Origin of the sequence: Thiemannella venezuelensis (genome assembly GCF_014203605.1) — a bacterium.
In the GTDB taxonomy this organism is placed as follows: Bacteria; Actinomycetota; Actinomycetes; order Streptosporangiales; family Streptosporangiaceae; genus Planomonospora_A; species Planomonospora_A venezuelensis.
The window spans coordinates 1-26,360 of the sequence record NZ_JACHJJ010000027.1 but is presented as its reverse complement, the minus strand read 5'-3'; the positions used below and the strand labels follow the sequence as shown (position 1 = coordinate 26,360).

Sequence of the window (26,360 nt, the reverse complement as noted above, 5' to 3'; positions counted from 1 at the left end):
CCCTGCACGGCTCGCTCCACGCGCGGGTCAGCGGGCGACGACCTCGGCGAAGTGGCAGGCCACGGGGTGGCCGTTGCCCCGGTCGACGAGGGCGGGCTCCTCGACGGCGCAGATCTCCTGAGCCTTCCAGCAGCGGGTGCGGAAGCGGCAGCCGCTCGGCGGGTTCAGCGGGCTGGGCACGTCACCGGTGAGGATGACGCGCTCGCGGGCGCGCTCCTCCTTCGGGTTGGCCGTGGGGGCGGCCGAGAGCAGCGCCTGCGTGTAGGGGTGGGCGGGACGGTCGTAGAGGTCGTCCCGGGGACCGGTCTCGACGACCTTGCCGAGGTACATCACCGCGACCCGGTCGGAGATGTGGCGGACCACCGACAGGTCGTGGGCGATGAACACGTAGGCCAGGCCCAGCCGCTCCTGCAGGTCCTCCAGCAGGTTCACCACGCCCGCCTGGACCGAGACGTCCAGCGCCGAGACCGGCTCGTCGAGGATCAGCAGCTTCGGCTCCAGCGCCAGGGCGCGGGCGATGCCGACGCGCTGGCGCTGGCCGCCGGAGAACTCGTGAGGGTAGCGGTTGCCGTGCTCGGGGCTGAGGCCGACCAGGCGCAGCAGCTCGGCCACCCGGTCCGGACCGCCGTTCTTCCACATGTCGTGGACCTTCAGCGGTTCGGCGATGATGTCGTTGACCGGCAGCTTCGGGTTGAGCGAGGCGTAGGGGTCCTGGAAGACGATCTGCATGTCCCGCCGGACCGGCCGCATCTCCTTGGCCGAGAGCCCGATCAGCTCCTTGCCCTGGAAGCGCACCGAGCCGGAGGTGGGCTTGTGGAGCTGGAGGATCGCCCGGCCCGTCGTCGACTTGCCGCAGCCGGACTCGCCCACCACGCCGAGGGTCTCACCCTCGTCCACGTGCATGGACACCCCGCTGACGGCCTGGACGTGGGCCACCACCCGGCGCAGGAAACCGCCGCCGCGGACCGGGAAGTTCATCACCAGGTCCTGGACCTCGAGCAGGTGGTCGCCCGTGTCCGGCTCCCGCTGGGGCGCGGGCGTCTCGTGGGTCTTCACACTCATGCCACGGTCTCGCTCTCGGTACGGAAGAACTCGGTCGGATCCTCGGCCGCGGCCAGCCTGTCCCAGTGGTGGCAGGCCGCGAAGTGCCCGCCGCTGTCGGTCTCGGCCAGCGGAGGCTCCTCGGTCCGGCAGATGTCCGTGGCGAGCGGGCAGCGCGGGGAGAAGGGGCAGCCGGTCGGCAGGTTGATCAGCGACGGCGGGGTGCCCTTGATCGGGCGGAGCCGGGCCGAGCCGCTGTCCTTGTCCAGCGAGGGGATCGAACCGAGCAGGCCCGCGGTGTACGGCATGCGGGGCTTCTCGAAGACCGGGTCGGTCTCGCCGAGCTCGACGGGGCGCCCGGCGTACATGACCAGGACCCGGTGGGCCATGCCCGCGATGACGCCCAGGTCGTGCGTGATGAGCACGATGGCGGCGTTGACCGCGTCCTTGACCTCCAGGAGTTTCTCCAGGATCTGGGCCTGGACGGTCACGTCGAGAGCCGTGGTCGGCTCGTCGGCGATGATCACGTCGGGGTTGTTGATGACCGCCATGGCGATCATCGCGCGCTGGCGCATACCGCCGGAGAACTCGTGCGGGTAGCTGCGCAGCCGCGACTCGGCCTGCGGGATGCCGACCAGGTCGAGCATCTCCTTGGCCCGGGCCAGCGCGATCTTGCGGGGCATCAGCTCGTGCGCGAGCACGGCCTCGGCGAGCTGGTCGCCGATCGTGTGCACCGGGTTCAGCGCCGTCATCGGGTCCTGGAAGACCATCGCGAGCTTGCGTCCGCGCAGGCCGCGCTGCTTGCGGGGCGACATCTTCAGCATGTCGTCGCCGCGGAACAGGATCCGCCCCTTGACCCGGGCGCTCCTGGGCAGCAGGCCCATGACCGCAAGGGAGGAGACGGACTTGCCCGAGCCGGACTCGCCGACGATGCCCAGCACCTCGCGCTCGCGCACGGTGTAGGAGACACCGCGGACCGCGTGGACCACTCCGTCCTCGGTGGGGAACTCCACCGTGAGGTTCTCGACCCGGAGGATCTCCTCCTGCGAGGGCGGGCGCACGGCGTCCAGGGTCAGGCCGACGTGCACCTCCTCGGCGGAGTCCACGAGGTGGGCGGCGTTGTCGTAGGCGTGCGGGTCGACCGCGTGGGGTTCGATCGGCACGTTCGGAGGAGTCGTCATTAGGCACGCACCCGGGTCTGTCGGGGGTCGAAGGCGTCACGCAGGCCGTCGCCGATGAAGTTGATCGAGAGTGCGATGGCGATGATGAAGATACCCGGCCACCAGAACAGCCAGGGACGGACCGTCATGGCGCTGCGGTACCGGTTGATCAGCTGGCCGAGCGAGGTGTCCGGCGGCTGGATGCCGAAACCGAGGAACGACAGTGCCGACTCCAGCAGCACCGCGTTGGCGACGGAGAGCGTCGCGGCGACGATGATCACGCCGACGGTGTTCGGCAGGATGTGCCGGAAGATGATCCGCTTGGCCGAGGTGCCGGCCGCCCGCGCGGCCTCCACGAACTCCTTCTCGCGCAGGGAGAGGAACTCGCCGCGGACCAGGCGGCCCAGGGTCGGCCAGAGCACCAGTCCGAGGAAGATGCCCAGGGCGACGGCACCGCTCTTGCCCGTCATCTGGCCGACGACGGCGGCGATGATGAGGACCGGGATGGTGATCATCACGTCGGTGAGGCGCATCAGCACGGCCTCCGCGCCCTTGCGGAAGTAGCCGGCCACGGCGCCGACCACGGTGCCGACGGTGGTGGCGACGACACCGACGATGAGGGCGACGATGAGGGACTGCTGGGCGCCGCGCATGGTCAGCGCGAAGTAGTCGATGCCGAGGTCGTCCTGGCCGAAGGGGTGCTCGCCGAAGCGGAAGCCCTCCCCGCCGAGGAACCCGGGGACCACGCTGAGCGTCGGCCTGCCCTGGTTCACCAGGGAGCCGGTGTCCAGGTAGCTCTTGTCCCACCAGCCGGGGATGCCGGCGAAGCCGATCGAGCTGAACGCCAGGACGATCACGAAACCGAAGACGAGCATCCCGGCGAGGGCGGCGCGGTGCCGGAAGAACCGGCGGCGGACCATCTGGCCCTGGGTGCGGGCGACGATGGTCATGCCCTGGGAATCGGCGGAGGCGCCAGGCCCCTTTGCCTGCGCATTGAGCGTCATGAGTGGTTCTCCGATTTCAGGACAGCCGGATGCGCGGGTCGAGGTAGGCGTAGAGGATGTCGGCGATCATGTTGAAGACGACGATCGCGGTCCCCGTGACGATGAAGAACGCCATGACCGGGGTGGGGTCGACATCGTGCAGGGCGGTGATGAACATCTTGCCCATGCCCTCCCAGCCGAAGACGGTCTCGGTGACGACCGCGCCGCCGATCACGCCGGCGAAGTCGACGGCCATCAGCGTGGTGATCGGGATGAGCCCGTTGCGGAAGGCGTGCTTGACCACGACGGTCCGCTCCGGCAGGCCCTTGGCGCGGGCGGTGCGGACGTAGTCCTGGTTCATGACCTCCAGCATGCTCGCCCGGCTGTAGCGGGTGTAGGTCGCCAGCGAGATCAGGATGAGCGCCATGCTCGGCAGCAGCAGGTGGCTGGCCGAGTCCAGGTTCATCTGCCAGAAGTCGCCCTCGAAGTTGGGGGTGCGCGCGCCGATCGTCGAGATCGGGCGGCCGCGTACGGCGGCGCTGTAGCCGTTGAACGCCTGGAGCATGCGGTCCACGAAGATGACCCCGCCGGTGAACAGGCCGGTCAGCACCGCGGCGGTGATCGCCTGGCGGCGCTGGAGCCCGCCGAGGGCGTAGCCGAGGCCGGCGCAGACCGCGACCGTCACCAGTGCCAGACCGATGATCTCCAGCCAGGTCGGGTCGGCGAGCACCGAGCGGAGCACCTCGGAGGCGAGCGCGCCGAGCACGGCGGCGCCGAGGGCGGCGTAGAGCGGGCCGCGCGGGTTCAGCCCGGCGGACAGGACCGTGAAGCCCACCGCGGCGGCGAGCGAGATGGCCAGGATCAGGGGGAGCCCGAATCCGGGGTCGGCGAACCAGCGGGTCACCGAGAGCAGGGTGAACAGCGCGGCGGTGACGGCGAAGCCGACGGCGAAGGAGAGCAGGCGGCGCTTGCGGTCCCCGGCGGTGAGCGCGCCGAAGACCAGGCCGCCGAGCAGGGCGAGGGCGCCGATGACGGTCGGCGGGATGCTCGGATCCTTCAGCCAGTTGTTGAACTCGATGGCCATGTACTGCTTGAGCATCACTGCGACCCAGAAGAGCGGGAGCGAGAAGCAGATGAAGGCCGCGAAGGTGACGGTGTAGTCGAAGCCGCTGTACTGGCGCAGCGCCGAGACGATGCCGATGACGATGCCGATGATGATGGCCATCACGGTGGCGGCGACGACGAGCTGGAGCGTGGCCGACAGGGCGTCGCCCAGGATGATCGCGACGTCGTGGCCGTCGCGGTTGACGCCCAGGTCGCCGCGGACGACGTTGCCCAGCCAGCTCAGGTACCGGACGGGGATCGGGTCGTCGAGCTGCATGCGTTCGGTGCGGTCCGCGATCTTCGCGGCTCTGTTCGGGCTGTTGTCCTGGCGGAGATCTTCCAACGGGTCGCCCGAGAGCGCCGTGAGAACGAACATGATGACGGTGGCCGCCAGGAGGACGAAGAACGAGATGACCAGTCTCCGCGCGATGAAGACGATCATTCGTCACCTCCTGTTGTGTGAGGGACTGTAGGTGCGGACCAGGGCCGGGGCCAGAGGGCTTGTGCTCCTCCGGCCCCGGCCCCGGGGTGGTGGGTGTTCCGTCAACCGCACGCGCGGTGTTGAGGACTTAGAGCAAGCGGACTACGAGACGCTCCACTTGTCCATGTTCCAGGTGATGCTGGACTGGGCCGGGTTCGGGACCACGTTCTGCACGGTCTCGTCCCACGCGCTCAGGCCCGGGTGCTGGAAGAGCGGAATCGTGGCCAGGTCCTCCCAGAGGATCTTCTCGATCTCGGCCAGGATCGGGTCCTGGGCGGCCACGTCGACGGTCGAGTTCAGCTTCTTGACGAGCTCGTCGATCTTCTTGTTGGAGTAGCAGCCGTTGTTGTTGCCCTTGCTCTCGCCGTCGCACTTCGTGGGGGTGCTGTAGGTGGAGCCCCAGCCGCTGACCAGCGAGGAACCGGCCCAGGCGAACAGCGCGACGTCGTAGTTGTTGGCGGGCATCACGGTGCCGAAGAAGTCCTCGGAACCGCCGTCGACGACCTTGAAGCCGGCCTTGTCGCAGGAGTCCTTGATCAGCTGGACCTCGGCGGTACGGCGCGGGTTCGGGGTCTGGTAACCGATCTTGACCTCGAGCCCGGTCTTGCCGGCCTTCTCCAGGAGGGCCTTGGCGCCCTCGATGTCCTGCTGGGCGTAGGCGCCCGCGCCGCCGCTGGCCTGCAGGACGGTGGCGTGGTTGCTCTGGAACGGGGCGACGTTGCGGATGTCGAGGGTCTTGGCCTCGGGCGCGATCGGCTTGATCAGGTTGTCCACGATCAGCTGCCGGGGCACGCACTTGGCGAAGGCCTCACGCAGCGCCTTGTCCTTGAACTCGCTGGAGTCGAAGTTGAAGTCCAGGTGCTCGTAGGTGTACTGGGTGGTGTTGTTGATCTTCACACCCTCCAGCGTCTTGAGCTGGTTCAGGACGTCGGGGCCGGGCTGCGGCTCGATGATCTGGACTTCGCGGTTCTGCAGCGCCTGGGCCTGCTCGTCCAGGGCGATGAAGCGCTCGACGACGGTCGGGGTCGCCGCCGGGGTGCCCCACCACTTGTCGTTGGCGACGAAGGTCAGCGACTGGCCGGCGTCCAGCTTGGAGAGCTTGTACGGGCCGGAGGCCGGGATCAGGTCGGCCGCGGGCAGCGCGCCCTCCGCGATCCAGCCGTCGTTGAAGAACTTGGCGGCCTTCTCGAGCTTCTTCTTGTCGGTGGCCTTGACCGCGGCGATGAACTCGTCCTCGGTCAGGCCGCCCTGCTTGGCGACGACGTGGGCCGGCATGAGCTCGGCGGCGCCGGGGCCGTTGGCGTGCCAGTCGGCGAAGGGCTGCTCGTAGACGAAGGTGAACTTCTTCTCGCCCTTGTTGCACTCGGGCAGCTTGACGCTCTCGACGCCCGTGGTGCCGGCGGTGGAGAAGGCGGGGAGCTTGCCGGACTTGTAGGCCCAGAACAGCAGGGCGTCGTCACAGTCGATCGGCGTGCCGTCCGACCAGACCGCCTTCTCGTTGAAGGTGTACTCAACGGTCAGCGGGTCGTCGGAGGTCTTCTCGTAGGTGCCGAACTCCTTGTCCGGGGTGATCTCGCCGTTCTCGCCGTAGAACCAGAACCCGGCCAGCACGCGCTGGAGCGGGCCGTTGTTGCGGGTGGCGTTCTCCGCGGCGGTGTTGCCGTTGTAGGAGTGGAACTCCTGCTCGTAGGCATAGGTGATCGTCGAAGCCGCGGGGGCGGATGCGGAGGCCGAGCCCGTGGGCGTGCTCGCAGAGTCCTCGCCCGCGCAGGCGCTGAGCAGGAGTGCACCTCCTGCCACTGCAGCTAGAAACTTGCCAGATGTCCGCGTGTGGAACACGGCAGCACTCCTTAGTTATCCGGTTTGAGGTCAGCCGCCAGCTATGTCGAACAAAGCTGAGCACCGCAACTCTCTTCTGGACAAGTAGGACGACAGGGGTGTTGCAGACCTGAGACCGGCAGCGCCCCAACCTGTAACAAACTCGGGCGTGAGGCCTGAAACACCGCAATAGGTGAGGATCAGGAAAAACGTAACGTTTGCCCGAATCGTCCCAGTATCTGAGATGACAGAGAGTAGTCTATCAGGGGTGCGGGAGAGCGATTTTGGCGGTTTGGGGGGATACTTTCCTGTTCGAGGGTGCTGCCGCAGTGCGGGTTGACAATCACCCTCCGTGTCGGTCTGTCCGCCGCCCGTCTCCCCGTCCGGCGGGGGCCGGGTGCTCGCGCCGGGAGACTCGCAGGGGCGGGGGATCGCGGCGGCCGGAGGCCCGATGTCAAACTTCTCCTTCCCTCCGGCGGGCGGGGAGGAAGTTGGGCGATCAAATCAGGCAATAGGCACTTTTTTTACACAAAACTGACGATGTGTAGCCTTGTTCGGGCCATATGTTCATGATTGTCCGTTCTTCACTTGACAAGCGCGCGGCTCCCTTCCTCCTGTCCGCCCGCCTCCACGGGCGCCGTCTCCGGGAGGGCATCCTTGAGAGGTGCTCGGAGACACGACGAATCAGAAGGTGCTTCCCCTGGTGGTCAGGATCGAGCGCGCCGCTCCGCCGGAGCGGAGCGACGCGCTGGAGGCGGCCGCCCTGGCCGTGCTGGCGCTGCTCGACGACCCCCGCGCGCGGGACGGCGGCGAATGGGGCGAGACCGTGCGGAGCTGGGAGGCGGTCGGCATCAGGAAGGTCGTACGGCGGGCGCGCGGAGCCGAGTGGCGCAGGGCGCTGGACCTGCCCGGCATCACGGTCGCGCACCGCACCGCCGAGGTCCGCGTGCACCCGCCGGTCCCCCTGGACGCCTGGCCCAGGGACCTGGCCAGGCTCCAGGTCTCCGGAACCGACCTGGACGACCCGGCCGAGCCCGGCCCGCCGGCCGGTGACGACGCGGTGCTCTGGCTCAACCCGGACCTGTCCATGTCGGCGGGCAAGGCCATGGCCCAGGTGGGGCACGCGGCCCAGCTCGCCTGGTGGGGCAGCGACGGGGCCGCCCGGGCGCGCTGGCGGGAACGGGGCTTCGCGCTCGCCGTACGGACCGCCGGGCCGGCGCACTGGGCCGGGCTCTCCGGCGCGGGCCTGCCGACGGTGCGGGACGCCGGGTTCACCGAGATCGAGCCCGGCTCGTGCACGGTCGTGGCGGACGCCCCCTGGCTGCGCCGGGGAGGTTTCCGCCCGGCGGGCTCCGGGCCGCTGCGATCGTCCTGACCTCGGACGGAGGGGAAAGGGGAAAGCACTCGTTCCCGAAGTGTGATGGGTATGGCGCACACGAAAACGGGATTTGTCGTACGCTCCCGATCGTGCTCGATGGGTTGGGTGGTACTCAAGGGACCCGGGGGACCGGCGTCGCTCCGGCGCGTACGGCCGCCGAGGCGGAGACGTCCGCGTCGCCCGAGGCCGTCGCCGCCACACCGCCCCGGGCACCGTCGGACTCGCCGGTGAAGCGCTCGCGCATCGGCGACCTGCGGATGCGGGTGGTCTACCGCATCCTGGCCGGAGTCGTCGCGGTGGCCGCGATCGCGGTCGCGGCCGTGATCGGGCTCGTGTCCTCCGGCTCCGCAGAGCAACCGGGCGAGGACGCGCCGGGGCAGATCGCCGCGCCATCTGCCGCGGCGCCCTCGCCCGGTCCCACCTCGGCCTCGTCCCCGGCCTCGTCTTCGGCCGCGCCCTCGGGCTCACCGTCGGCCCCGCCGTCGTCCGGGCCCTCCTCCGCTCCCACGCCGGACGGGAGCGCGGTGACCGCGGCCCTGGCGGACCCCCGCGTTCCCGGGTTGCCGCCCGACAAGCGGCTCGGCCGGCTCCCCGGCAAGCCGTACCCCTCCAAGCGCCGCGTCCAGGACGAGAAGTCCGGCGTCTCGCTGATCCGGTTCGGCAAGCCGTGGAAGCCGTACGGCGCCTCGCCCTTCGCGACCAAGCAGGTGCTCCCGCCGGTGAAGGGCGCGGGCCACCGGGCGATGCTCGTGAGCTGCCCGGTCCCGACCCTGCCCCAGGCCACCATGAAGGAGACCGCGCTCCTGGCGGCCCGCTGGACGCTCAACCACCACCCCGGCGGAGCCAGGATCAGCTGGACCGCCTCCCAGCCGGTCAAGGACGGCTGGCTGCTCGCCTACCGGGTGAAGTACACGGTGAAGGGCAAGGCCCGCTCCTCGATGGCGGCCGTCGCGCTGACGGAGGTCCCCGGCACCAAGCCCGCGATGGTCTTCGTGACCATCCCCGACAGCCAGCGCGACCGCTGGCGGGACATCAACACCGCGATGTCCTCCGTCAGGCCGGCGCACGCCCGCTGAGCGCCGTCCCGGCCGTGACGGGCGCGGTCGGCCGACGCCGGCCGGCGGGCGGGGCGCCCCCGGCCGTGACGGGCGCGGAGCCGTGGGATCCGGCCGGGGAGCGCCGGTAGGCTCGGGCGTCGTGACCCAGATCGTGCTCGCCTCCGCCTCACCCGCCCGCCTCGCCCTCCTCCGCAGCGCCGGACTCGATCCCAAGGTGATCGTCAGCGGCGTGGACGAGGACGCCTTCACCGCCGCCACGCCGGCCGAGCTCTGCCTCTCCCTGGCCAGGGCGAAGGCGGCGGCCGTGGCCGCAGACCTCGCCGGGGCCCTGGTCGTCGGCTGCGACTCGGTGCTGGAGCTCGACGGCAGGGCCCACGGCAAGCCGTCCTCGCCCGAGGACGCCCTCGCCCGCTGGCGGGACATGCGCGGCCGGAGCGGCCGGCTGCTCACCGGGCACTGCGTGATCGACACCGGTACCGGCCGCGAGGTCTCGGCGGTCGGCGCGACGACCGTCCGCTTCGGCACGCCCTCGGACGACGAGATCGCCGCCTACGTGGCCACCGGCGAGCCCCTCCACGTCGCGGGGGCCTTCACCCTGGACGGCCCCGGCGGCTGGTTCGTCGAGGGCATCGAGGGCGACCACGGCAACGTCCTGGGCATCTCCCTGCCCCTCCTGCGCCGCCTGCTGGCCGATCTCGGCGTCTCCGTCCCCGCCCTCTGGCGGCGCCCCTGACGCCGTCCCCCGCGCCCTCAGGGGCGCCCCGGGCCGGCGCCCCCACGCAGTGATCGGCCGATCCCGCTAGCCTTCACGGCATGGGTGTAATCCGCTCCTTCAAGGACGGCATCGGTTTCTTCCTCCAGGGACTGCGCTGGGTCGCGCGCCACCCCGGGTGGTGGCTGTTCGGGCTGATCCCGGCACTGATCGTGTTCGTGCTCTACGCCGTCGGGCTCTACTTCCTCGGCGTGAACGCGGGGGACCTGGCCGACTGGATGACGCCGTTCGCCGACGGGTGGACCGAGGCGGTCAGGAACACCTTCCGGATCCTCGTCGGCGTGGTGGTCTTCGGGGCCGGGCTCGTGCTGGCCGTGGTGACCTTCGCCGCGGTGACCCTGGTCCTCGGCGAGCCGTTCTACGAGAAGCTGTCGGAGAAGGTGGAGGAGACCCACGGCGAGGTGCCCGGCGGCCACGAGGTGCCGCTGTGGAGGTCGATCCCCCGGTCGATCAAGGACAGCCTGGTCACCCTCATGTACGTGCTGCTGTTCACGGTCCCGCTGTTCTTCCTGGGGTTCGTGCCGGTGATCGGGCAGACCGTGGTCCCGGTGCTCGGCGCCCTGGTCTCGGGCTTCTTCCTCACCGTGGAGCTCACCACCCTGGCGCTGGAGCGCCGGGGCCTGGCCCGCAGGAGCCGGTTCGCCGTGCTCCGCGCCAACAGGTCCATGGCCCTCGGGTTCGGGGTCCTGCTGTTCCTGCTCTTCCTCATCCCGCTGGGCGCGGTGGTCGCGATGCCCGCCGCCGTCGCGGGGGCGACCATCATGGTCCGGGTACGGCTGGCGCCCGCTCCCCGGCCCGGAGCCGTCCCGCCGGGCGGGTTTCCGCCGGGCGGCCTCCCTCCGGGCCGCCTCCCGCCGAGGACCTTCCCGCAGGGGCACTGAGCGGCCCTTGCGACGGGCGGCCCCTGCGACGGCGGCCCCTGCGACGGCGGCCCCTGTGACGGGCGGCCCGGAGGGGGCGGCCCCTGTGACGGGCGGCCCGGAGGGGGCGGCTCCGCGCGGGAGGACCCGGCGGTGGTTTCTCCACAGGGAGGCCGGGCGGACGCCGGCCGTCCACAGAACCCCGCTCGGCGGGAACGGGGCGGCCCGGACCCGGCCAGACTCCACGCCATGACAACCGAAACCCCCGGCCCGGACCCCTCGGCTCCGGGCCTGCCGGCCGAGCCTCCCGGTCTCCTGCTGGCCTCCACCCAGGACGTCCTCGGTGCGGTGCCCTACCTGCTGGGCTTCCATCCCGGCGACAGCCTCATCGTGATCGGCCTGCGGGGCGACCCGCCCCGGGGCCGCGTGCACCTGACCGTCCGCTGGGACCTGCCGCTGGCCGCCCCCGCTCCCGGCAGGATCCTCCCGCTGCTGCGCAAGGAGGAGATCACCCAGGTCATCGCCGTCGGCTACGGCCCGGGCCCGCTGGTCACCCCGGCGGCCGACGCGGTCATCGCACTGCTGCGCGGGAGCGGGATCGCGGTCCTCGACGTGCTCCGGGCCCACGACGGCCGCTACTGGTCCTATCTCTGCCAGGCGGCCGAGTGCTGTCCCCCCTCCGGCACGCCGTACGACCGGGAGGCCGGCCCGATCGCGGCCCAGGCCACCGTGCACGGGCTGGTGGCCCTGCCCGACCGCCGGACCCTGGAGCGCTCGCTCGCCCCGGCCGGCGGGCGGGAACGGACCGCCATGCGGCGGGCCACCGCCCGTGCCACCGCGGAGCTCCGCGCCCGGCTGGCCGGGTGCCGGGACGTCGACGGGCTCGCGGCGGAGCTCGTCGCGGACGGGGTGGCGCGGGTCCACGGAGCCATCGCGGCGTACGCCTCCGGCGGGCGGATCGACGACGAGCAGGCCGCCAGGCTCGGGCTCGGCCTGGCGGTGATCCGGATCCGCGACGAGGCCTGGGCGCTGATCACCGATGACACCTGCGACGCCCATGTCAGGCTCTGGCGGGATCTCACCCGGCGGCTGGAGCCGAGGTTCGCGGCCCCCGCCGCCTCCCTGCTCGGCATGGCCGCCTGGCGCGGCGGCGACTGCGCGCTGGCGGGGATCGCCCTGGCCCGTGCGCTCGACGCCGATCCCGGCTACTCCATGGCGCACCTGCTCATGCAGGCCCTGCGGCACCTGCTGCCGCCGCACGCGCTCAAGGAGAGGATGCCCAGCCCCGAGGAGCTGGACCAGGAGATGGGCGGCGCGCGGGCGGCCTGGCTGCTCCCGGTGATCGCCCTGCTGGAGGAGCGGCGCCGCGGTCCGGTCGCCGTGGCCGGATGAGCGGCCGGCGGCCGTGCCGGGAAGGCGCCGGATCGTCGTGGGCCGGGGGCCGGTCAGTTCTCTTCGCGCTTGCGCCGCTCGTTGTAGGCCCGCATCCGCGGGGGGTAGCCGGTGAGCTGCACGTCGTAGACCGGAAGGGCGAGACCGCGGGCGACCTTGCCGATCACCGCGGGGGAGCCGACCCGGCGCCGGGTCCACTCGCCGTCGTCGGCGACGGCCACCGCCGTGGTGTCGGTGGCGAAGGTCTCCGGCTCGACGTAGAACTCCACACCCCGGCGTGATTTCGCGAAGGCGATGAGCGCCTCGATGTCGGCGTCGTTCGCATCGCGGTCGAACTTAGCGATCTTCGGTCCGCGCAGACGCCTCAAGCCATAGCGGTCTCGCCATCTCATGTTCCTTTTTATACATCCCTGAGCCCTCCCATGGTGGATGACAAGGGGACTCTAAGGGACACGTAAGGGACAACCCGGATGTGCCGGGCCTCTGTATCGAGTGAACATGGAGGTCGAAGCGGTGACGAGAGGAAGTCGGTTCCATGGCAGGCACAGCGACACCGTCGGTCAACCCGTGGCACGGGGGTGTGCCGGTGGCGGGCCCGGGCCCCCGGCCCGGCCACGCCGACCTCAGGGTGAGCAACCAGGACCGCGAGCAGGTGGTCGAGCACGTCAAGGCCGCCTACGCGGAGGGGCGGTTCGACAAGCTCGAGTTCGACGACCGGCTGGAGCGGGCGATGACGGCCCGCGTGCACGGCGATCTCATACCGATCATGCAGGAGCTGTACGGCTCCCGCCCGCCCATGCCGATGCCCTACCCGTTCACGCAGGGCGGGGCCGTACCGGGGCCGGCCCGCTGCGGGGCGAAGGCGGCCGGGGCCGGAGACCGCGGGGGCGCGGCGGCGGCCCACCTGCTCCCGCTGACCGGACTGGTCCTCTTCGGCCCGCTGATCATGCTGCTCGCGGCGGGCAGGACCTCGCCCTACATCCGCAGGCACGCGGTGGAGGCGCTCAACTTCCAGCTGACCCTGATCGGCGCCACCATCCTGCTGGCGATCACGGTCGTGGGAGCCGTGCTGCTGCCCGTGCTCTGGATCGGGGGCATGGTGTTGTCGGTGGTCGGAGGCCTGGCGGCACTGGGAGAAGGCGAGTTCCGCTACCCGTTCACGCTGCGCCTGGTGAAGTAGCCGGCGGCCGTCACGGCATCAGGGCGCGGACCGTCTCCACGGTGTCGGCCTGGTCGGCGGTCTTGTCGGGGCGGTAGCGGATGACCCGGGCGAAGCGCAGCGCCATGCCGCCCGGGTAGCGGCTGGAGCGCTGGACGCCGTCGAAGGCGATCTCGACCACCAGCTCGGGCCGGACCACGACCGTCCAGTCGTCGGCGGGCCCCTCCGCCAGGGCCAGGAAGCGCTCGGTCTGCCAGGCGAGCAGCTCGTCGGTGAGGCCCTTGAAGGTCTTGCCGAGCATGACGAAACCGCCGCCCGCGGGATCGCGGGCGCCCAGGTGGAGGTTGGAGAGCCGGCCCTCGCGGCGGCCGCTGCCCCACTCGGCGGCGAGGACGACCAGGTCGAGCGTGTGCCGGGGCTTCACCTTGATCCAGCCCGCGCCGCGGCGGCCCGCGGCGTAGGGGCTCTGCAGCGCCTTCACCACCACGCCCTCGTGGCCGCCCCTGACCACCTCGGCGAAGAACGCCTCACCGCTCGCGGCGTCGCCGGTGACCAGGCGGGGGGTGACCAGCTCCGGCGGGAGGGTCCGGGCCAGCGCCGCGTGGCGCTCCTCACCGGGCAGGTCGAGCAGGTCGGCCCCGTCCACCCGCAGTGCGTCGAAGAAGAACACGCTCAGCGGCGAGGTCCGCCGGGCCCCGGCCACGTCCGCCCGGCTGGCCACGCGCCCGGAGGTGACCTGGAAGGGCTCCGGGCGGCCGTCCGGCCGCAGCGCGATGACCTCGCCGTCCAGGACGAGGTCCCGCGACGGCAGCGCACGCACCGCCTCGGCGACCTCGGGCACCTGGGCGGTGATGTCGTCGAGGGTCCGGGTGAACACGGAGACCTCGTCGCCGGAGCGGTGGACCTGGATCCGCACGCCGTCGAGCTTCCACTCGAGCGCGGCCGGGCCGCCGAGCTTCTCCAGCGCCGCGGTGACGGAGGGGGCGCTCTGCGCGAGCATCGGCGCGACCGGCCGGCCCACCTCCAGCCGGAAGGCGCGCAGCGCCTCGACCCCCCCGCCCAGGGCGGCCGCGCCCACGGCGGGAAGCCATCCCCGCAGCGTCAGCGCCCGCCTGACCTCGGCCGTGGGCGCCCCCGAGGCCTTGGCGACGGCCTCGATCATGACTCCGTCGAGCGCGCCCTGGCGCAGCTCGCCGCGGATCAGCCGGGAGAGGAAGGTCTGTTCGGGGCCGGTGAGCGCGGCGAACAACTCGGTGACCAGGGCCTTGCGCGCGTTCTGGGAGCCGGGGCCGGACTGGGCCCTGATCCGGCTGAGGAGGCCGTCGACCTGGTGCAGGGTCGCGGTGGCGGCGAGCCGGGGGTCGGGCAGGTCGCGCAGGCCGGCCCAGCCGATGCCGAGCTGCCGCTGGGGGAGCTCGCCCGAGAGGTAGGCGATGGCGATCTCCGCCTCGTCCGGCCCGACCCTGCCGAGCAGCTCCGCGAGATGGCGGACCTTGGCCAGCCGGGCGGAGTCGGCGGCCACGGCCGCCGAGGTGCGGGCGAGATCGATCAACAGCACAGGGACCAGACTATGAGCCCGGGGCGACATTCCGGGAGGGCGGCTCTCCGGATCAATTTCGATCTACAACGTAAAGCGCACGGGGCGCCGCCATCGGCCCGTTCCCATCCACTCGGCGGGGACGGCTCACCCGGGCCCGGCAGGCGGACGAGAGGCCGGTGGAGCCGCCCGCCGCGCCGCGTCCGGGCGGGACGGGGCGCGGCGCGGCGGGGCGGGCGTCTCCCGGCCGGGACCCGGAAGGTCACATCAAGGGCCCGGGTCCCGGCCCGTGGACCGGGACCCGCCGGGAGACGCCCGGCCACGGCGTCGCCGTCAGCGGACGCCGAGCAGGTCCACGACGAAGATGAGGGTCTCGCCGGGCTTGATGCGGTTGCCCGCGCCGCGCTCGCCGTAGCCCAGGTGGGACGGGATGGTGAGGCGGCGGCGGCCGCCGACCTTCATGCCCGCGACACCCTGGTCCCAGCCCGCGATGACCTGACCCTGGCCGAGCGAGAACTCGAAGGTCTGGCCGCGGTTCCAGGAGGCGTCGAACTCCTCGCCGGTGGAGAAGGCGACACCGACGTAGTGCACGCTGACCTGGTGGCCAGGCTTGGCCTCCGGGCCGTCGCCCTCGACGATGTCGACGATCTGCAGCTCCTTGGGCGCGTCGCCCTCCGGGAAGTCGATCTCCGGCTTCTCCAGTGCCACGTGGTCTCTCCTTGGTCGGATACCTGCCGGTCGATTTCCGACCGGCCGGACGACTCTACGGGTTCCGGCGCCCGGATGAGCGCCAAGGGGACGCGGCGGCGCCTGCGTCGTACGCTCGGGGAGATCACGTGGAGGTGGGATGCGCAAGCCGTACGTGCCGGAGGAGATCCTGCTCACAGGGAAGGCCGCGGTGGTGACCGGGGCGGCCCGGGGGATAGGGAGGGCGGTCGCGGAGACCCTCGCAGGGTTCGGCGCCGAGGTGGCGCTCTGCGACCGGGACGCGATCGACGGGTTCGGCGAGGCGTTCGCCATGACCCTGGACGTGCGCGACCCGGTGGCGCTGGAGGTGTTCGCCCAGGGGGTGCGCGAGCGGTTCGGGAGGGTGGACCTGCTGGTCAACAATGCCGGAGGGACCTTCCACGCCGCGTTCGCCGACGTCTCGCCGAACGGTGAGAGCGCACTGATCGCGGAGAACTTCACCCAGGTGACCGCGGTGATCCGGCGGTTCCTGCCGCTGATGCCGGACGGTTCCTCGATCGTCAACGTGACCTCCAGCGAGGCGCACCAGGCCGCGCCGGGGTTCGCGGTCTACGCGGCGATGAAGGCGGCGGTGGAGAGCCTGACCCGCTCGCTCGCGCTGGAGCTGGCCCCGCGCGGAATCCGGGTGAACGCCATCGCCCCCGACGCGCTGCCGACGGCGGGGGAGGAGGCCGTCCGGGAGCACATGCTGGCCGCCCCGCTGCCCTTCGAGCCGGTACGGCTCCCGCCGCTCGGCCGCCTCGGCGACCCGGCGGACGCCGCGGCGGCGGTGGTGTTCCTGGCGAGCCGGCTGGCCGGGTTCGTCACCGGGGCGACCCTGCACGTCGACGGCGGCATCCATGCCGGAGGCGGCTGGCGGAGGGTCTGAAGGGGTTTTCCGCCGTCCCTTCGCCTCCGGGCGCGGCGGAGCGCGGGATCCGCGGGAGGGCGGAGCGCGGGAGGCCGGGGACGGCCGCAGGGAGGCGCGGACGGCTCGGGAGGCCGTGCGCCGCGGGGGACGCGGACCGGCCGGGACGGCCCGGGACGTCGGGTCCCGGGCCGCCTGTTCGCCTTCCCCGGGTCAGGAGGGCAGGCCGTTGTTCCGGATGACCTCGCGATACCACAGGGCGCTGTCCTTGGGCGTGCGGCGCTGGGAGGCGTAGTCGACGTGGACCAGGCCGAAGCGCTTGCCGTACCCCTCGGCCCACTCGAAGTTGTCCATCAGCGACCAGACCAGGTAGCCGCGGAGGTCGGCCCCGGCCGCGATGGCGGCGTGCGCGGCGCGGAAGTGGCCGTCGAGGAAGGCGATCCGCCGCTCGTCGGCGACCCGGCCTTCGGCGAGCACGTCGTCGAAGGCGGCGCCGTTCTCGGTGATGACCAGCGGCGTCCCCGGGTAGTCGCGGGCGACCCTGGTCAGCAGCTCGGTCAGGCCGGAGGGCACGACCGACCAGCCCATGGCGGTCTTCTCCTCCTCGCCCTGGACGAACGCGATGCCCTCGCTGCCCGGGTGGACGGGGTTGGCTGGCTGCCCGGCGCGGGTCTCGACCCTGGTGGGGCTGTAGTAGTTGATGCCGAGCAGGTCGACGGGGGCGGAGATGAGGTCCAGGTCGCCGTCGCGGACGAAGGACCAGTCGGTGAACCGGCGGGCGCGCTCGACGACGTCGGCGGGATACTCGCCGCGCAGGACCGGGTCGAGGAAGATCCGGTTCTGCAGGCCGTCGATGTGCGCGACGGCCTCGGGGTCGGGTCCGCTGATCGGGGCGAGGTTGAGGGTGATGCCGACCTGCCGGGCCCCCGCGGCGCGCAGCTCTGCCGTGGCCAGGCCGTGGCCCAGCAGCAGGTGGTGGACGGCGGCGAAGGCGGCGCCGGTGTCGGTGCGGCCGGGGGCGTGGATCCCGGCGCCGTAGCCGAGGAAGGCCGAGCACCAGGGCTCGTTGAGCGTGGTCCAGGTCTCGACCCGGTCGCCGAGCCTGCCGTGGACGATCGCGGCGTACTCGGCGAAGCGCTCGGCGGTCTCGCGGGAGGTCCAGCCGCCCCGGTCCTCCAGGCTCTGCGGCAGGTCCCAGTGGTAGAGCGTCACGATGGGGGTGATGCCGTGGCCGTGCAGCTCGTCGACGAGCCGCTCGTAGAAGTCGAGGCCGCGCGGGTTGGCCGGGCCGGTGCCGTCGGGCTGGATGCGGGGCCAGGCGATGGAGAAGCGGTAGGCCTGCATCCCGAGCTCGGCCATCATCGCCACGTCGTCGCGGTAGCGGTGGTAGTGGTCGCAGGCCACGTCGCCGGTGTGGCCGCCGGCGACCTTGCCGGGGGTGCGGGAGAAGGTGTCCCAGATCGACGGACCGCGGCCGTCCTCGCGTGCGGCGCCCTCGATCTGGTAGGAGGCGGTCGCCGTTCCCCACAGGAAACCGGCGGGGAAGGCCGGCCCGCCCGTTCCCGCCGTCGCCGTGTCCGGAATCCCCGTGACCGTCGCCGTGGACATCCCCGTGGACAGGGTCATGTCTCACCGCCCCTTTCGCCTCGCCGTAGCCCCGCCTCGCCCCGAACGGCAGAGAGCGCTCTCAGACAGCATCACGGCACCCGGACGGGCATGTCAAGGCGGCCTCCCGGCCCCTTTCCCGGGAGCGGATGGCAAGAACGCGTTGACGGAAGGTCCGCGCATCGTTACGGTTCCGCAATAGAGAGCGCTCTCTCAGTTACCGTCCCCCCGGTCGGCGGCCTTGCGACGCCGGCAGCCCGGTACCCGAGGAGGTATCCGTGCGCTTCCCACCCCCCTTACGCAGAGTGATGACCGCGCTGGCGGTCACGGCCACCGCCGTGGCCGGTTCCATCGTCCTGGCCGGCTCCGCCTCCGCCGTCGACGTCGGTGCGGGCGGCTACGCGTCCGCCCGCCCGGCGGGCGCGGCGGGCCCCTCCGACTCCGACGGCGCCGCCGTCGCCCCGAAGGTCACCGGCCGGATGGCCGGCCGTGCCGTACCCACCAACGACTGGTGGTCCTCGCTGGTCTTCCAGCGGTACGCGGGCAACCCGTACTCCGAGAACATGTACGCCCACCCGCTCTCCTTCCACGCCAACGCGGGCGGGATCGGCGTCGGCCACCCGGACACCCCGGCGGTCACCGCCGACGGGCGCATGTACGAGTTCGTCCACCAGAGCGACCTCAACGTGGGGGTCGCCGGCCTCAACGCGCCGCGGACCGAGGTGGACGGCTGGGGCGACTGGAGCGTCAGCCCGCGGTGGAGCGACGGGACCCGGACGCTGCGGACCACGATCGGGCACGGCTCGCCGTACGTCTACGCCGAGGCCGCGGGCGGCGACGCGCTGGTGACCTTCACCGGTACGGCCGGCGTCTGGCAGAGCGGCGGCAATGTACTGGGAGTGACGGTCAACGGCCGCGACTACGCCCTGTTCGCCCCCTCGGGGGTCACCTGGTCGCTGACCGGAACGGCCTCCGCGAGCGCCCCGGCGGCCTTCTTCTCGGTGGCTCTCCTGCCTTCCAGGGGAGCGCTCCCACTGTTCGAGAAGTACGCCTACTCCTTCGTCACCGACACCCGGGTGAGCTGGTCCTACGACGAGTCCGCCGCCCGGCTGCGGGCCACGTACACCGCGACCACGGCCGCGCGGCAGGGCAGCCGGACCGGCACCCTGCAGGCGCTGTACCGGCACCAGTGGACGAACTCCGCCGACGCCGTGACGGCCCACCGCTACGCCTCTCCGCGCGGCGAGATGCGGCTGCGCGAGGGCGCGTCCTTCACCACGACGGCGGAGTTCAACGGCGTGCTGCCCGCCCTGCCGCTCGCGCCCGGCGCGGACCGGGCCAGGCTCAGGGCGGCCGTCGACGCCGAACTGGACGCCACCGACCCGTACAAGGGCGCCGTCGACACCTACTGGACCGGCAAGGCGCTGTGGCGGCTGGCGGCGCTGATCCCGGTCGCCAACCAGATCGGCCACACCGCCGGGCGCGACAAGGCGATCCGGCTGGTCAAGGAGCGGCTGGCCGACTGGCTCACGGCCGGCCCGGGGGAGACCTCGCGGCTGTTCGCCTACGACTCCGCCTGGAAGACGCTGATCGGCTACCCGGCGGGCTACGGCACGGACAAGGAGCTCAACGACCACCACTTCCACTACGGCTACTTCGTGCTGGCGGGGGCCGTGGTCGCCCAGCACGACCCGGCCTGGGCCTCCGGCTCCCAGTACGGCGGCATGCTGAAGCTCCTGGTCAAGGACGCGGCCAACTACGACAGGTCCGACGGCCGCTTCCCGTTCCTGCGCAACTTCGATCCCTACGCCGGGCACGCCTGGGCGTCGGGGCACGCGGGCTTCGCGCACGGCAACAACCAGGAGTCGTCGTCGGAGGCGATGATGTTCAACGCCGCGGCGATCCTGTTCGGCCAGGCCACCGGGGACACCGCCCTGCGCGACATGGGCATCTACCAGTACACCACCGAGCGCGAGGCCGTCGGCGAGTACTGGTTCGACACCGAGGGCGCGGTCTTCCCGTCCTCCTACGGCCACGACACGCTGGGCATGGTGTGGGGCGCGGGCGGCGGCTACTCCACCTGGTGGACCGCGAACGCCGAGGAGATCCACGGCATCAACATGCTGCCGATCACCGGCGGCTCGCTCTACAACGGCGCGTGGAAGGCCGACATCCGGCAGAACATCGAGGAGATGCGGGCCTCCAACGGCGGGCGGGAGAGCGAGTGGCGCGACGTCATCTGGCAGTTCCTGGCCATGGCCGATCCCGGGACCGCGCTCTCGTTGTGGCAGGGGGCGGACCCGGCGCCCGAGGACGGCGACTCGCGCGCCCACGCCTACCACTGGATCTCCGCGCTGGACGCCTGGGGCACGCCCGACCACTCGGTGACCGCGAACGTTCCGGCGTACGCGGTGCTGACCACGGCGGCGGGTAAGACCTACGTCGCCTACAACGCCTCCGGCAGCGCGGTCACGGCGCGGTTCTCCGACAGGCAGACGCTCGCCGTACCGGCCAGGGCGATGGCCTGGCGCGGGCCTGCGGGCAGCGGGACCGAGCCGGGAGGGGGCGGCGGTCCCGACCCGAGCCCGACCCCCACGCCCACACCCACGCCGACGCCGGGACGGGTCGACGCCCGCTCCACCATCCAGGCGGAGAGCCACCAGGCGCAGTCGGGAACCGGCCTGGAGGGCACCTCCGACAGCGGCGGCGGGCAGAACGTCGCCTACATCGCCAACGGCGACTGGCTGCGCTTCGACGGCGTCGACTTCGGCACCGAGGCGGCGCGGCAGTTCAAGGCCAGGGTGGCCTCCGGGGCGGGCGCGGGTGTCAGCGGGCTGGTCCAGGTGCGCCTGGACAGCCCCGCGTCCGCGCCGGTCGGCGACTTCGCGGTGGGGAACACCGGAGGCTGGCAGAGCTGGCGGACGGTCGCGGCGAACATCTCGGGGGTGACGGGGACGCACACCGTCTACATCACGTTCAGCAGTGGACAACCCGCCGATTTCGTTAACTTAAACTGGTTCACCTTCGCCTCGAACTGATCCGGCGGCGGTCGTACGGCATGCCGTACGCCATCGGGCGGGGGCCCCGCGAGGCCTCCGCCCGGACCCTCTTCGAGAGCGCTCTCAAACAGAATCCGAGGCGCGCCGCGCCGCAGGCGGCACCGCAGATTACCAATGCGTAACCGTCACATCACGGTCATTGACATCAGATCGTGGGCCGACGAGGCTCGCAGAGAGCGCTCTCATATCAGTGTGAGCATCCGGTCACCGAGGCAGGCACGCGGTCACGCGATGGCCTCACGCGTAGGTCGCGGGGTGACCCTGTCGGCCTCGCCAGGCGGGGCCGACCCGGCAAAGTAATGGAGGAAGGGTCCATGTCACTCCTCTCTCGTCCCGCACGCACCGCGCTGATCGCGGGCAGCCTGAGCCTGGCGCTGGCCGCCACCGGGTGCGGTTCGTCCGACCCGGAGCCGGCGGCGGGCGGTGACAGCGGCGCCTCGGCCGAGTGCGCGCCGTTCGCCCGGTTCGGCAAGCACGAGGGCAAGAAGGTCTCCATCTACTCCCCGATCCGGGACAAGGAGGCCGACCTGTTCCAGGAGACCTGGGCACCGTTCGAGAAGTGCACCGGGATGAAGATCACCTACGAGGGCACCGGCGAGTTCGAGGCCCAGATCCAGGTCCGCACCGACGGCGGCAACCCGCCGGACCTCGCCTTCTTCCCGCAGCCCGGCCTGCTGGAGCGCTTCGCCAAGGCCGGCAAGCTCAAGCCGGCCCCCGCCGAGGTGAAGAAGCTGACCGACCAGAACTGGTCGGCCGACTGGGCCAAGTACGGCACGGTCGACGGCACCTTCTACGCCGCCCCGCTCGGCGCCAGCGTCAAGTCCTTCGTGTGGTACTCGCCGAAGATGTTCGCCGAGAAGGGCTGGGCCGTCCCCGCGACCTGGGACGAGCTCATGACCCTGAGCAACACGATCGCCGGCACCGGCATCAAGCCCTGGTGCGCGGGCATCGAGTCCGGCGACGCCACCGGCTGGCCCGCCACCGACTGGATCGAGGACATCCTGCTGCGCGAGCTCAGCCCGGAGGAGTACGACGACTGGGTGACGCACAAGCTGCCCTTCAACGACCCCAAGGTCGTCGCCGCGGTCGACAAGGTCGGCGCGATCCTCAAGAACGACAAGTTCGTCAACGGCGGCTACGGCCCCGTCAAGAGCATCGCCAGCACCGCCTTCCAGGAGGGCGGCGTGCCCATCACCGAGGGCAAGTGCGCGCTGCACCGCCAGGCCTCCTTCTACGCCAACTTCTGGCCCGAGGGCACCACGGTGGCCAAGGACGGCGACGTGTTCGCCTTCTACCTGCCCGGCAACGACCCGGCCAAGAAGCCGGTCCTGGGCGCGGGCGAGTTCGTCGCGGCCTTCGCCGACCGCCCCGAGGTCCAGGCCGTCCAGGCGTACCTCGCCACCGGCGACTACGCCAACGCCCGCATGAAGCTGGGCACGTACGTCTCGGCCAACAAGGGCGTCGACGTCGCCAACGCGCAGAACGAGATCGACAGGCTCTCCATCCAGATGCTCCAGGACCCGAACACGGTCTTCCGCTTCGACGGGTCCGACCTGATGCCGGCCGCGGTCGGCGCGGGCACCTTCTGGAAGGGCATGACCGACTGGATCAACGGCAAGGACACCAAGACGGTCCTCGACTACATCGAGGCCTCCTGGCCGAAGTCCTAGTCCGGGACTTCCCGAGGCGTCCGGCTCCGCGCGAGGCCCGGCGGCCCGTCCGTCGCATCCGCGGAGCCGGACGCTCCCGTACCGGCACGATCCTCTCCGGGAGTTCTCTCCGATGAACCTGGACTTCGACTTCGCCGCAGAGCAGCCGAAGCTGGTGCAGCTGCTGCTCGGCGTCGTCGCGTTCTGCGCGGTGGTCGCGCTCCTGCTGCTCCTGCTCGGCGGCGCGCCGGCACAGCCGCGGTCGCGGCCGCTCGCCGCCACGCTCCTGCTGCGCCTGCTCGGCCCCGCGCCGACCAGGGCGCGGGTACGCCTCCTGCTGCCCCTGTCGCGCCTGCTCGGCCGCGTGCCGGTACGGCAGCGGGCGTGGCCGCAGGCGGCCGTCCTGCTCGCCCCGGCCCTCGTCCTGCTCGGGATCGGCCTGGTCGTGCCGGCGGTGCGCACCACCGTGCTGTCGTTCATGAACGGCGACGGCACCGCCTGGGTGGGACTGGACAACTACGCCTGGATGTTCACCCAGCCGGAAGCGGTGACGGTGCTGCGCAACACGCTCATCTGGGTGCTGCTCGTCCCCGTCCTGGTGACGGCGGTCGGCCTGCTCTACGCCGTCGTCGTCGACCGCACCCGCTTCGAGTCGATCGCCAAGTCGCTGGTCTTCCTCCCGATGGCCATCTCCTTCGTCGGCGCGGGCATCATCTGGAAGTTCGTCTACGCCTACCGCCCCGAGGGCAGCGACCAGATCGGCCTGCTCAACCAGCTCGTGGTGGCCTTCGGCGGCACCCCCCAGCAGTGGCTGCTGGAGCCGCCGCTCAACACCCTGTTCCTCATCGTGGTGATGGTGTGGATCCAGGCGGGCTTCGCCACCGTGGTGCTCTCCGCCGCGATCAAGGGCATCCCGGCCGAGATCATCGAGGCCGCCAGGCTCGACGGCGCCTCCCCGCTGCAGATGTTCTTCCGGGTGACGCTGCCGAGCATCCGCTCGGCCGTGGTCGTGGTGCTGGTCACCCAGTCGATCGGCACGCTCAAGCTCTTCGACATCGTCCGGACCATGACCGGCGGTCAGTTCGACACCAGCGTCATCGCCAACGAGATGTACAACCAGGCGTTCCGGTACGGCGAGACCGGCAAGGGCGCGGCGCTGGCCGTCTTCCTGTTCGTGCTGGTCACGCCGATCATCGTCTACCAGATCCGCCAGCGCCGGGAGGCCGCCCGATGACGACCGTTCCGAGCACCGTCACGGCCGTGCGGCCCGCCGCCGGGTCCGCCGCCGGGCGGGTCAGGAAGCGGCTGACGAACCGGACGGCCAGCGCCGTCGCGATCGTCATCGCCGTCCTGTGGACCACCCCGACCTTCGGCCTGTTCCTGTCGTCGCTGCGCCCCGAGGACCAGATCAAGAGCACCGGCTGGTGGACGTTCTTCTCCGACCCGCAGCTCACCCTGGAGAACTACCAGGAGGTGTTGTTCGGCACCTCCTCGTCCTCCGGGCAGATGGCCAGTTTCCTGGTCAACTCGCTCGTCATCACGATCCCGTCGGTGCTCTTCCCGCTGGCCTTCGCCGCCTTCGCGGCGTACGCGCTGGCCTGGGTGTCGTTCCGCGGGCGCAACTGGGTCTACATCGGCATCTTCGCGCTCCAGGTCGTGCCGCTGCAGATGTCGCTGGTCCCGCTGCTGTCGTTCTTCTCCGAGGGCGTCTCGGTCTTCGGCACGCAGATCCTGCCCGCCTGGGAGCTGGAGGGGCCCGCCCGCTTCGCGCAGGTGTGGTTCGCGCACACCTGCTTCGCCCTGCCGCTCGGCGTCTTCCTGCTGCACAACTTCATGTCGGAGCTGCCCGGCGAGCTGATGGAGGCGGCCCGGGTGGACGGCGCCACCCACGGCATGATCTTCCGCAGGCTGGTCCTGCCGCTGGTCGCGCCCGCGCTGGCCACCTTCGGCATCTTCCAGTTCCTCTGGGTCTGGAACGACCTGCTGGTCGGCCTGATCTTCGCGGGCGGCACCGCGGACAGCGCACCGATGACCGTACGGCTGGCGCAGATGGCCGGCACCCGCGGCAACGAGTGGCAGCGCCTGACCGCCGGGGCGTTCGTCTCGGTGGTCATCCCGCTGATCGTCTTCCTGTCGATGCAGCGGTACTTCGTCCGCGGCCTGCTGGCGGGCGGCGTCAAGGGATGACCGCCCCCGCCCCGCGCCCGGACGGTACGGCGGACGCCGTGCCGTCCGGCGCCCGCCGTACCGTGGCCCGCTCTCCCGCAGGGGCGTCGGGCGGGGTTCGGATGGGTTATCGTCATGCCAAATCAGGTCTACGGAGGATCACGCGATGAAGCGCCCCACCCTGGAGGCGGTCGCCGCCCGCGCGGGAGTCTCCCGGGCCACCGTCTCCCGGGTGGTCAACGGTCAGCCGACCGTCGCGCCGGGCATCCGGGACGTGGTGATGCGGGCCGTCGAGGAACTCGGCTACGTCCCCAACGCGGCGGCGCGCACCCTGGTCAACCAGCGCACCGACTCCATCGCCCTGGTCGTCTCCGAGCAGCCCACCCGGGTCTTCTCCGACGACCCGATGTTCTCCACGGTGATCAGGTCGGCCAGCGCCGAGCTGGAGGCGGCCGACAAGCAGGTCGTCCTGATGCTGTCCGGCTCGGCCCGCAGCCACGCCCGCGTGGAGCGCTACCTCGCCGGCGGGCACGTCGACGGCGTCATGCTCATCTCGATGCACGGCGCCGACCCGCTGCCCGCCGCGATCACCCGCATGCGCGTCCCGGCCGTCTCCTACGGCAGGCCCGCGGGCCCCGTGAACCTGCCGTACGTCGACAACGACAACATGGGCGGGGCCGCGACGGCCGTACGCCACCTGATCGGGATCGGCCGCCGCCGGATCGCCACCATCGCCGGACCCCAGGACATGATCGGCGGCCAGGACCGGCTGACCGGCTACCGCGACGTCATGCGCGGCTCCGACCACCGCTCGATCGTCGCGGTCGGCGACTTCACCCGCGAGTCGGGGGCCGTGGCGATGCGCCAGCTGCTCCGGGACGACCCGCAGCTCGACGCGGTCTTCGTCGCCAACGACCTGATGGCGATCGGCGCCCTGCAGGCGCTGCGCCAGGAGGGCCGCCGGGTCCCGGACGACGTGGCGGTGGTGGGCTTCGACGACATCGAGGCGGCCCGCTACACGGAGCCGCCGCTGACCACGGTCCGCCAGCCGGTCGTCGAGCAGGCCGCAGCCATGGTCCGCCTCCTGCTCGGCCTCACCTCCGGCGGCCCCACCGATCCGATCATCCTCCCCAGCGACCTGGTCGTCCGCGAATCCGCGTGACGCCTCTGTTTCTCCGGATGGTCGCTTTCGAGCAAGGGCTGGGGAATGGGGCAGCGGGTGTTGCTTCCTCGGCGTGGCTGGTTGCTATTGCCGAGTCAGAGAGCCCGAAGGTGAGTTCCGCATGGCGAATTGCTTCGGTCATGCGAGGTAGCTTTACGGCGCTCAGTCACTTGCTGTAGCAGTCCTGTTGCTTTAGGGGCATTTGCGCTTTATGTGACTCCTGGTGTAGCTTCCTGACCGCTTGCTGTGATCATCCTGCTGTTCTCTTGTGGATTCGTATCTAGGTCAACCCCACGGCCCCGGCGTTGGTGAGATTCGTGATGGTTTGACCGGTTGCTGATGGCGAGTTGCGAACGAGCGCGACCCTGCTGACCATTCAGGT

21 protein-coding genes are annotated in these 26,360 nt (G+C 71.4%); 12 read left to right on the top strand and 9 right to left on the bottom strand.

The window, feature by feature from the left end; all coding sequences use genetic code 11:
• Positions 1 to 27 precede the first annotated feature (27 nt).
• From FHS22_RS39415 to FHS22_RS30340, 5 genes are all read right to left on the bottom strand, one after another.
• Entirely contained in the window at positions 28 to 1,062 is a 1,035-nt protein-coding gene (locus FHS22_RS39415; protein ID WP_184947411.1) for an ABC transporter ATP-binding protein, read from the bottom strand.
• The gene (locus FHS22_RS39410; RefSeq protein WP_184947410.1) at positions 1,059 to 2,222 is read right to left on the bottom strand and encodes an oligopeptide/dipeptide ABC transporter ATP-binding protein; all 1,164 of its coding nucleotides are present in this window, start codon (positions 2,220 to 2,222) and stop codon (positions 1,059 to 1,061) included. Before FHS22_RS39410 ends, FHS22_RS39415 begins: the two co-directional genes overlap by 4 nt.
• Entirely contained in the window at positions 2,222 to 3,151 is a 930-nt protein-coding gene (locus FHS22_RS30350; protein WP_338048017.1) for an ABC transporter permease, read from the bottom strand. The genes FHS22_RS39410 and FHS22_RS30350 overlap by 1 nt, the downstream gene beginning before the upstream one ends.
• A gap of 70 nt (positions 3,152 to 3,221) precedes the next feature.
• On the bottom strand, positions 3,222 to 4,730 hold the full coding sequence (locus FHS22_RS30345) for an ABC transporter permease (RefSeq protein WP_184947406.1): 1,509 nt from the start codon (positions 4,728 to 4,730) through the stop codon (positions 3,222 to 3,224).
• A 141-nt stretch (positions 4,731 to 4,871) separates the two neighbouring features.
• Complete coding sequence (locus FHS22_RS30340; protein ID WP_338048016.1) at positions 4,872 to 6,569, bottom strand: ABC transporter family substrate-binding protein; 1,698 nt, start codon at positions 6,567 to 6,569, stop codon at positions 4,872 to 4,874.
• 682 nt (positions 6,570 to 7,251) lie between these two features.
• On the opposite strand from FHS22_RS30340, the gene FHS22_RS30335 reads away from it, so the two are divergent.
• The 5 genes from FHS22_RS30335 (at position 7,252) to FHS22_RS30315 (ending at position 12,047) form a co-directional block, all read left to right on the top strand.
• On the top strand, positions 7,252 to 7,962 hold the full coding sequence (locus FHS22_RS30335) for an aminoacyl-tRNA hydrolase (protein ID WP_184947402.1): 711 nt from the start codon (positions 7,252 to 7,254) through the stop codon (positions 7,960 to 7,962).
• Between the two features lie 92 nt (positions 7,963 to 8,054).
• Entirely contained in the window at positions 8,055 to 9,041 is a 987-nt protein-coding gene (locus tag FHS22_RS30330) for a hypothetical protein (protein WP_184947400.1), read from the top strand.
• A 121-nt stretch (positions 9,042 to 9,162) separates the two neighbouring features.
• The gene (locus FHS22_RS30325; RefSeq protein WP_338048015.1) at positions 9,163 to 9,756 is read left to right on the top strand and encodes a Maf family protein; all 594 of its coding nucleotides are present in this window, start codon (positions 9,163 to 9,165) and stop codon (positions 9,754 to 9,756) included.
• An 80-nt stretch (positions 9,757 to 9,836) separates the two neighbouring features.
• Positions 9,837 to 10,676, top strand: coding sequence for an EI24 domain-containing protein (locus tag FHS22_RS30320; protein WP_184947398.1), 840 nt, complete (start codon positions 9,837 to 9,839; stop codon positions 10,674 to 10,676).
• Between the two features lie 228 nt (positions 10,677 to 10,904).
• Positions 10,905 to 12,047 (top strand): DUF4192 domain-containing protein, encoded by a 1,143-nt coding sequence (locus tag FHS22_RS30315; protein ID WP_184947396.1) that lies wholly within the window; start codon positions 10,905 to 10,907, stop codon positions 12,045 to 12,047.
• A 53-nt stretch (positions 12,048 to 12,100) separates the two neighbouring features.
• On the opposite strand, the gene FHS22_RS30310 is transcribed toward FHS22_RS30315, so the two are convergent.
• Positions 12,101 to 12,439 (bottom strand): hypothetical protein, encoded by a 339-nt coding sequence (locus FHS22_RS30310; RefSeq protein WP_184947394.1) that lies wholly within the window; start codon positions 12,437 to 12,439, stop codon positions 12,101 to 12,103.
• A 143-nt stretch (positions 12,440 to 12,582) separates the two neighbouring features.
• Between FHS22_RS30310 and FHS22_RS30305 the strand changes: the two genes are divergently transcribed.
• The gene (locus FHS22_RS30305) at positions 12,583 to 13,227 is read left to right on the top strand and encodes a DUF1707 and DUF4870 domain-containing protein (RefSeq protein ID WP_221474311.1); all 645 of its coding nucleotides are present in this window, start codon (positions 12,583 to 12,585) and stop codon (positions 13,225 to 13,227) included.
• Positions 13,228 to 13,237: 10 nt separating this feature from the next.
• On the opposite strand, the gene FHS22_RS30300 is transcribed toward FHS22_RS30305, so the two are convergent.
• Together FHS22_RS30300 and FHS22_RS30295 are read right to left on the bottom strand one after the other, a co-directional pair.
• Positions 13,238 to 14,764 carry an ATP-dependent DNA ligase gene (locus tag FHS22_RS30300; protein WP_184947392.1) on the bottom strand — a complete coding sequence of 509 codons (1,527 nt, stop codon included), beginning with the start codon at positions 14,762 to 14,764 and terminating at the stop codon, positions 13,238 to 13,240.
• Between the two features lie 312 nt (positions 14,765 to 15,076).
• Positions 15,077 to 15,451, bottom strand: a complete 375-nt coding sequence (locus FHS22_RS30295) for an FKBP-type peptidyl-prolyl cis-trans isomerase (protein ID WP_184947390.1) — start codon at positions 15,449 to 15,451, stop codon at positions 15,077 to 15,079.
• Positions 15,452 to 15,590: 139 nt separating this feature from the next.
• On the opposite strand from FHS22_RS30295, the gene FHS22_RS30290 reads away from it, so the two are divergent.
• A complete protein-coding gene (locus tag FHS22_RS30290; protein ID WP_184947388.1) occupies positions 15,591 to 16,358 on the top strand; it encodes an SDR family NAD(P)-dependent oxidoreductase in 768 nt (255 codons plus the stop codon).
• Positions 16,359 to 16,550: 192 nt separating this feature from the next.
• Here the strand turns inward: FHS22_RS30290 and FHS22_RS30285 are convergent, their stop codons facing one another.
• Positions 16,551 to 17,963, bottom strand: a complete 1,413-nt coding sequence (locus FHS22_RS30285) for a GH1 family beta-glucosidase (protein ID WP_184947386.1) — start codon at positions 17,961 to 17,963, stop codon at positions 16,551 to 16,553.
• Positions 17,964 to 18,220: 257 nt separating this feature from the next.
• On the opposite strand from FHS22_RS30285, the gene FHS22_RS39405 reads away from it, so the two are divergent.
• The 5 genes from FHS22_RS39405 (at position 18,221) to FHS22_RS30260 (ending at position 25,978) form a co-directional block, all read left to right on the top strand.
• Positions 18,221 to 20,980, top strand: coding sequence for a glycosyl hydrolase (locus FHS22_RS39405; protein WP_184947384.1), 2,760 nt, complete (start codon positions 18,221 to 18,223; stop codon positions 20,978 to 20,980).
• A 335-nt stretch (positions 20,981 to 21,315) separates the two neighbouring features.
• The gene (locus tag FHS22_RS30275; RefSeq protein WP_184947382.1) at positions 21,316 to 22,671 is read left to right on the top strand and encodes an ABC transporter substrate-binding protein; all 1,356 of its coding nucleotides are present in this window, start codon (positions 21,316 to 21,318) and stop codon (positions 22,669 to 22,671) included.
• A gap of 118 nt (positions 22,672 to 22,789) precedes the next feature.
• Complete coding sequence (locus tag FHS22_RS30270; RefSeq protein ID WP_184947541.1) at positions 22,790 to 23,884, top strand: carbohydrate ABC transporter permease; 1,095 nt, start codon at positions 22,790 to 22,792, stop codon at positions 23,882 to 23,884.
• Complete coding sequence (locus FHS22_RS30265) at positions 23,881 to 24,837, top strand: carbohydrate ABC transporter permease (protein ID WP_184947379.1); 957 nt, start codon at positions 23,881 to 23,883, stop codon at positions 24,835 to 24,837. Before FHS22_RS30270 ends, FHS22_RS30265 begins: the two co-directional genes overlap by 4 nt.
• Positions 24,838 to 24,982: 145 nt before the next feature.
• On the top strand, positions 24,983 to 25,978 hold the full coding sequence (locus tag FHS22_RS30260; protein ID WP_184947377.1) for a LacI family DNA-binding transcriptional regulator: 996 nt from the start codon (positions 24,983 to 24,985) through the stop codon (positions 25,976 to 25,978).
• The last annotated feature ends 382 nt before the right edge of the window (positions 25,979 to 26,360 follow it).

Coding starts and splice junctions, on each gene's coding strand:
- FHS22_RS39415 (WP_184947411.1), bottom strand. CDS start 1,062: ATGAGTGTGAAGACCCACGAGACGCCCGCGCCCCAGCGGGAGCCGGAC.
- FHS22_RS39410 (WP_184947410.1), bottom strand. CDS start 2,222: ATGACGACTCCTCCGAACGTGCCGATCGAACCCCACGCGGTCGACCCG.
- FHS22_RS30350 (WP_338048017.1), bottom strand. CDS start 3,151: ATGACCATCGTCGCCCGCACCCAGGGCCAGATGGTCCGCCGCCGGTTC.
- FHS22_RS30345 (WP_184947406.1), bottom strand. CDS start 4,730: ATGATCGTCTTCATCGCGCGGAGACTGGTCATCTCGTTCTTCGTCCTC.
- FHS22_RS30320 (WP_184947398.1), top strand. CDS start 9,837: ATGGGTGTAATCCGCTCCTTCAAGGACGGCATCGGTTTCTTCCTCCAG.
- FHS22_RS30315 (WP_184947396.1), top strand. CDS start 10,905: ATGACAACCGAAACCCCCGGCCCGGACCCCTCGGCTCCGGGCCTGCCG.
- FHS22_RS30310 (WP_184947394.1), bottom strand. CDS start 12,439: ATGAGATGGCGAGACCGCTATGGCTTGAGGCGTCTGCGCGGACCGAAG.
- FHS22_RS30305 (WP_221474311.1), top strand. CDS start 12,583: ATGGCAGGCACAGCGACACCGTCGGTCAACCCGTGGCACGGGGGTGTG.
- FHS22_RS30290 (WP_184947388.1), top strand. CDS start 15,591: ATGCGCAAGCCGTACGTGCCGGAGGAGATCCTGCTCACAGGGAAGGCC.
- FHS22_RS30285 (WP_184947386.1), bottom strand. CDS start 17,963: ATGACCCTGTCCACGGGGATGTCCACGGCGACGGTCACGGGGATTCCG.
- FHS22_RS30275 (WP_184947382.1), top strand. CDS start 21,316: ATGTCACTCCTCTCTCGTCCCGCACGCACCGCGCTGATCGCGGGCAGC.
- FHS22_RS30265 (WP_184947379.1), top strand. CDS start 23,881: ATGACGACCGTTCCGAGCACCGTCACGGCCGTGCGGCCCGCCGCCGGG.
- FHS22_RS30260 (WP_184947377.1), top strand. CDS start 24,983: ATGAAGCGCCCCACCCTGGAGGCGGTCGCCGCCCGCGCGGGAGTCTCC.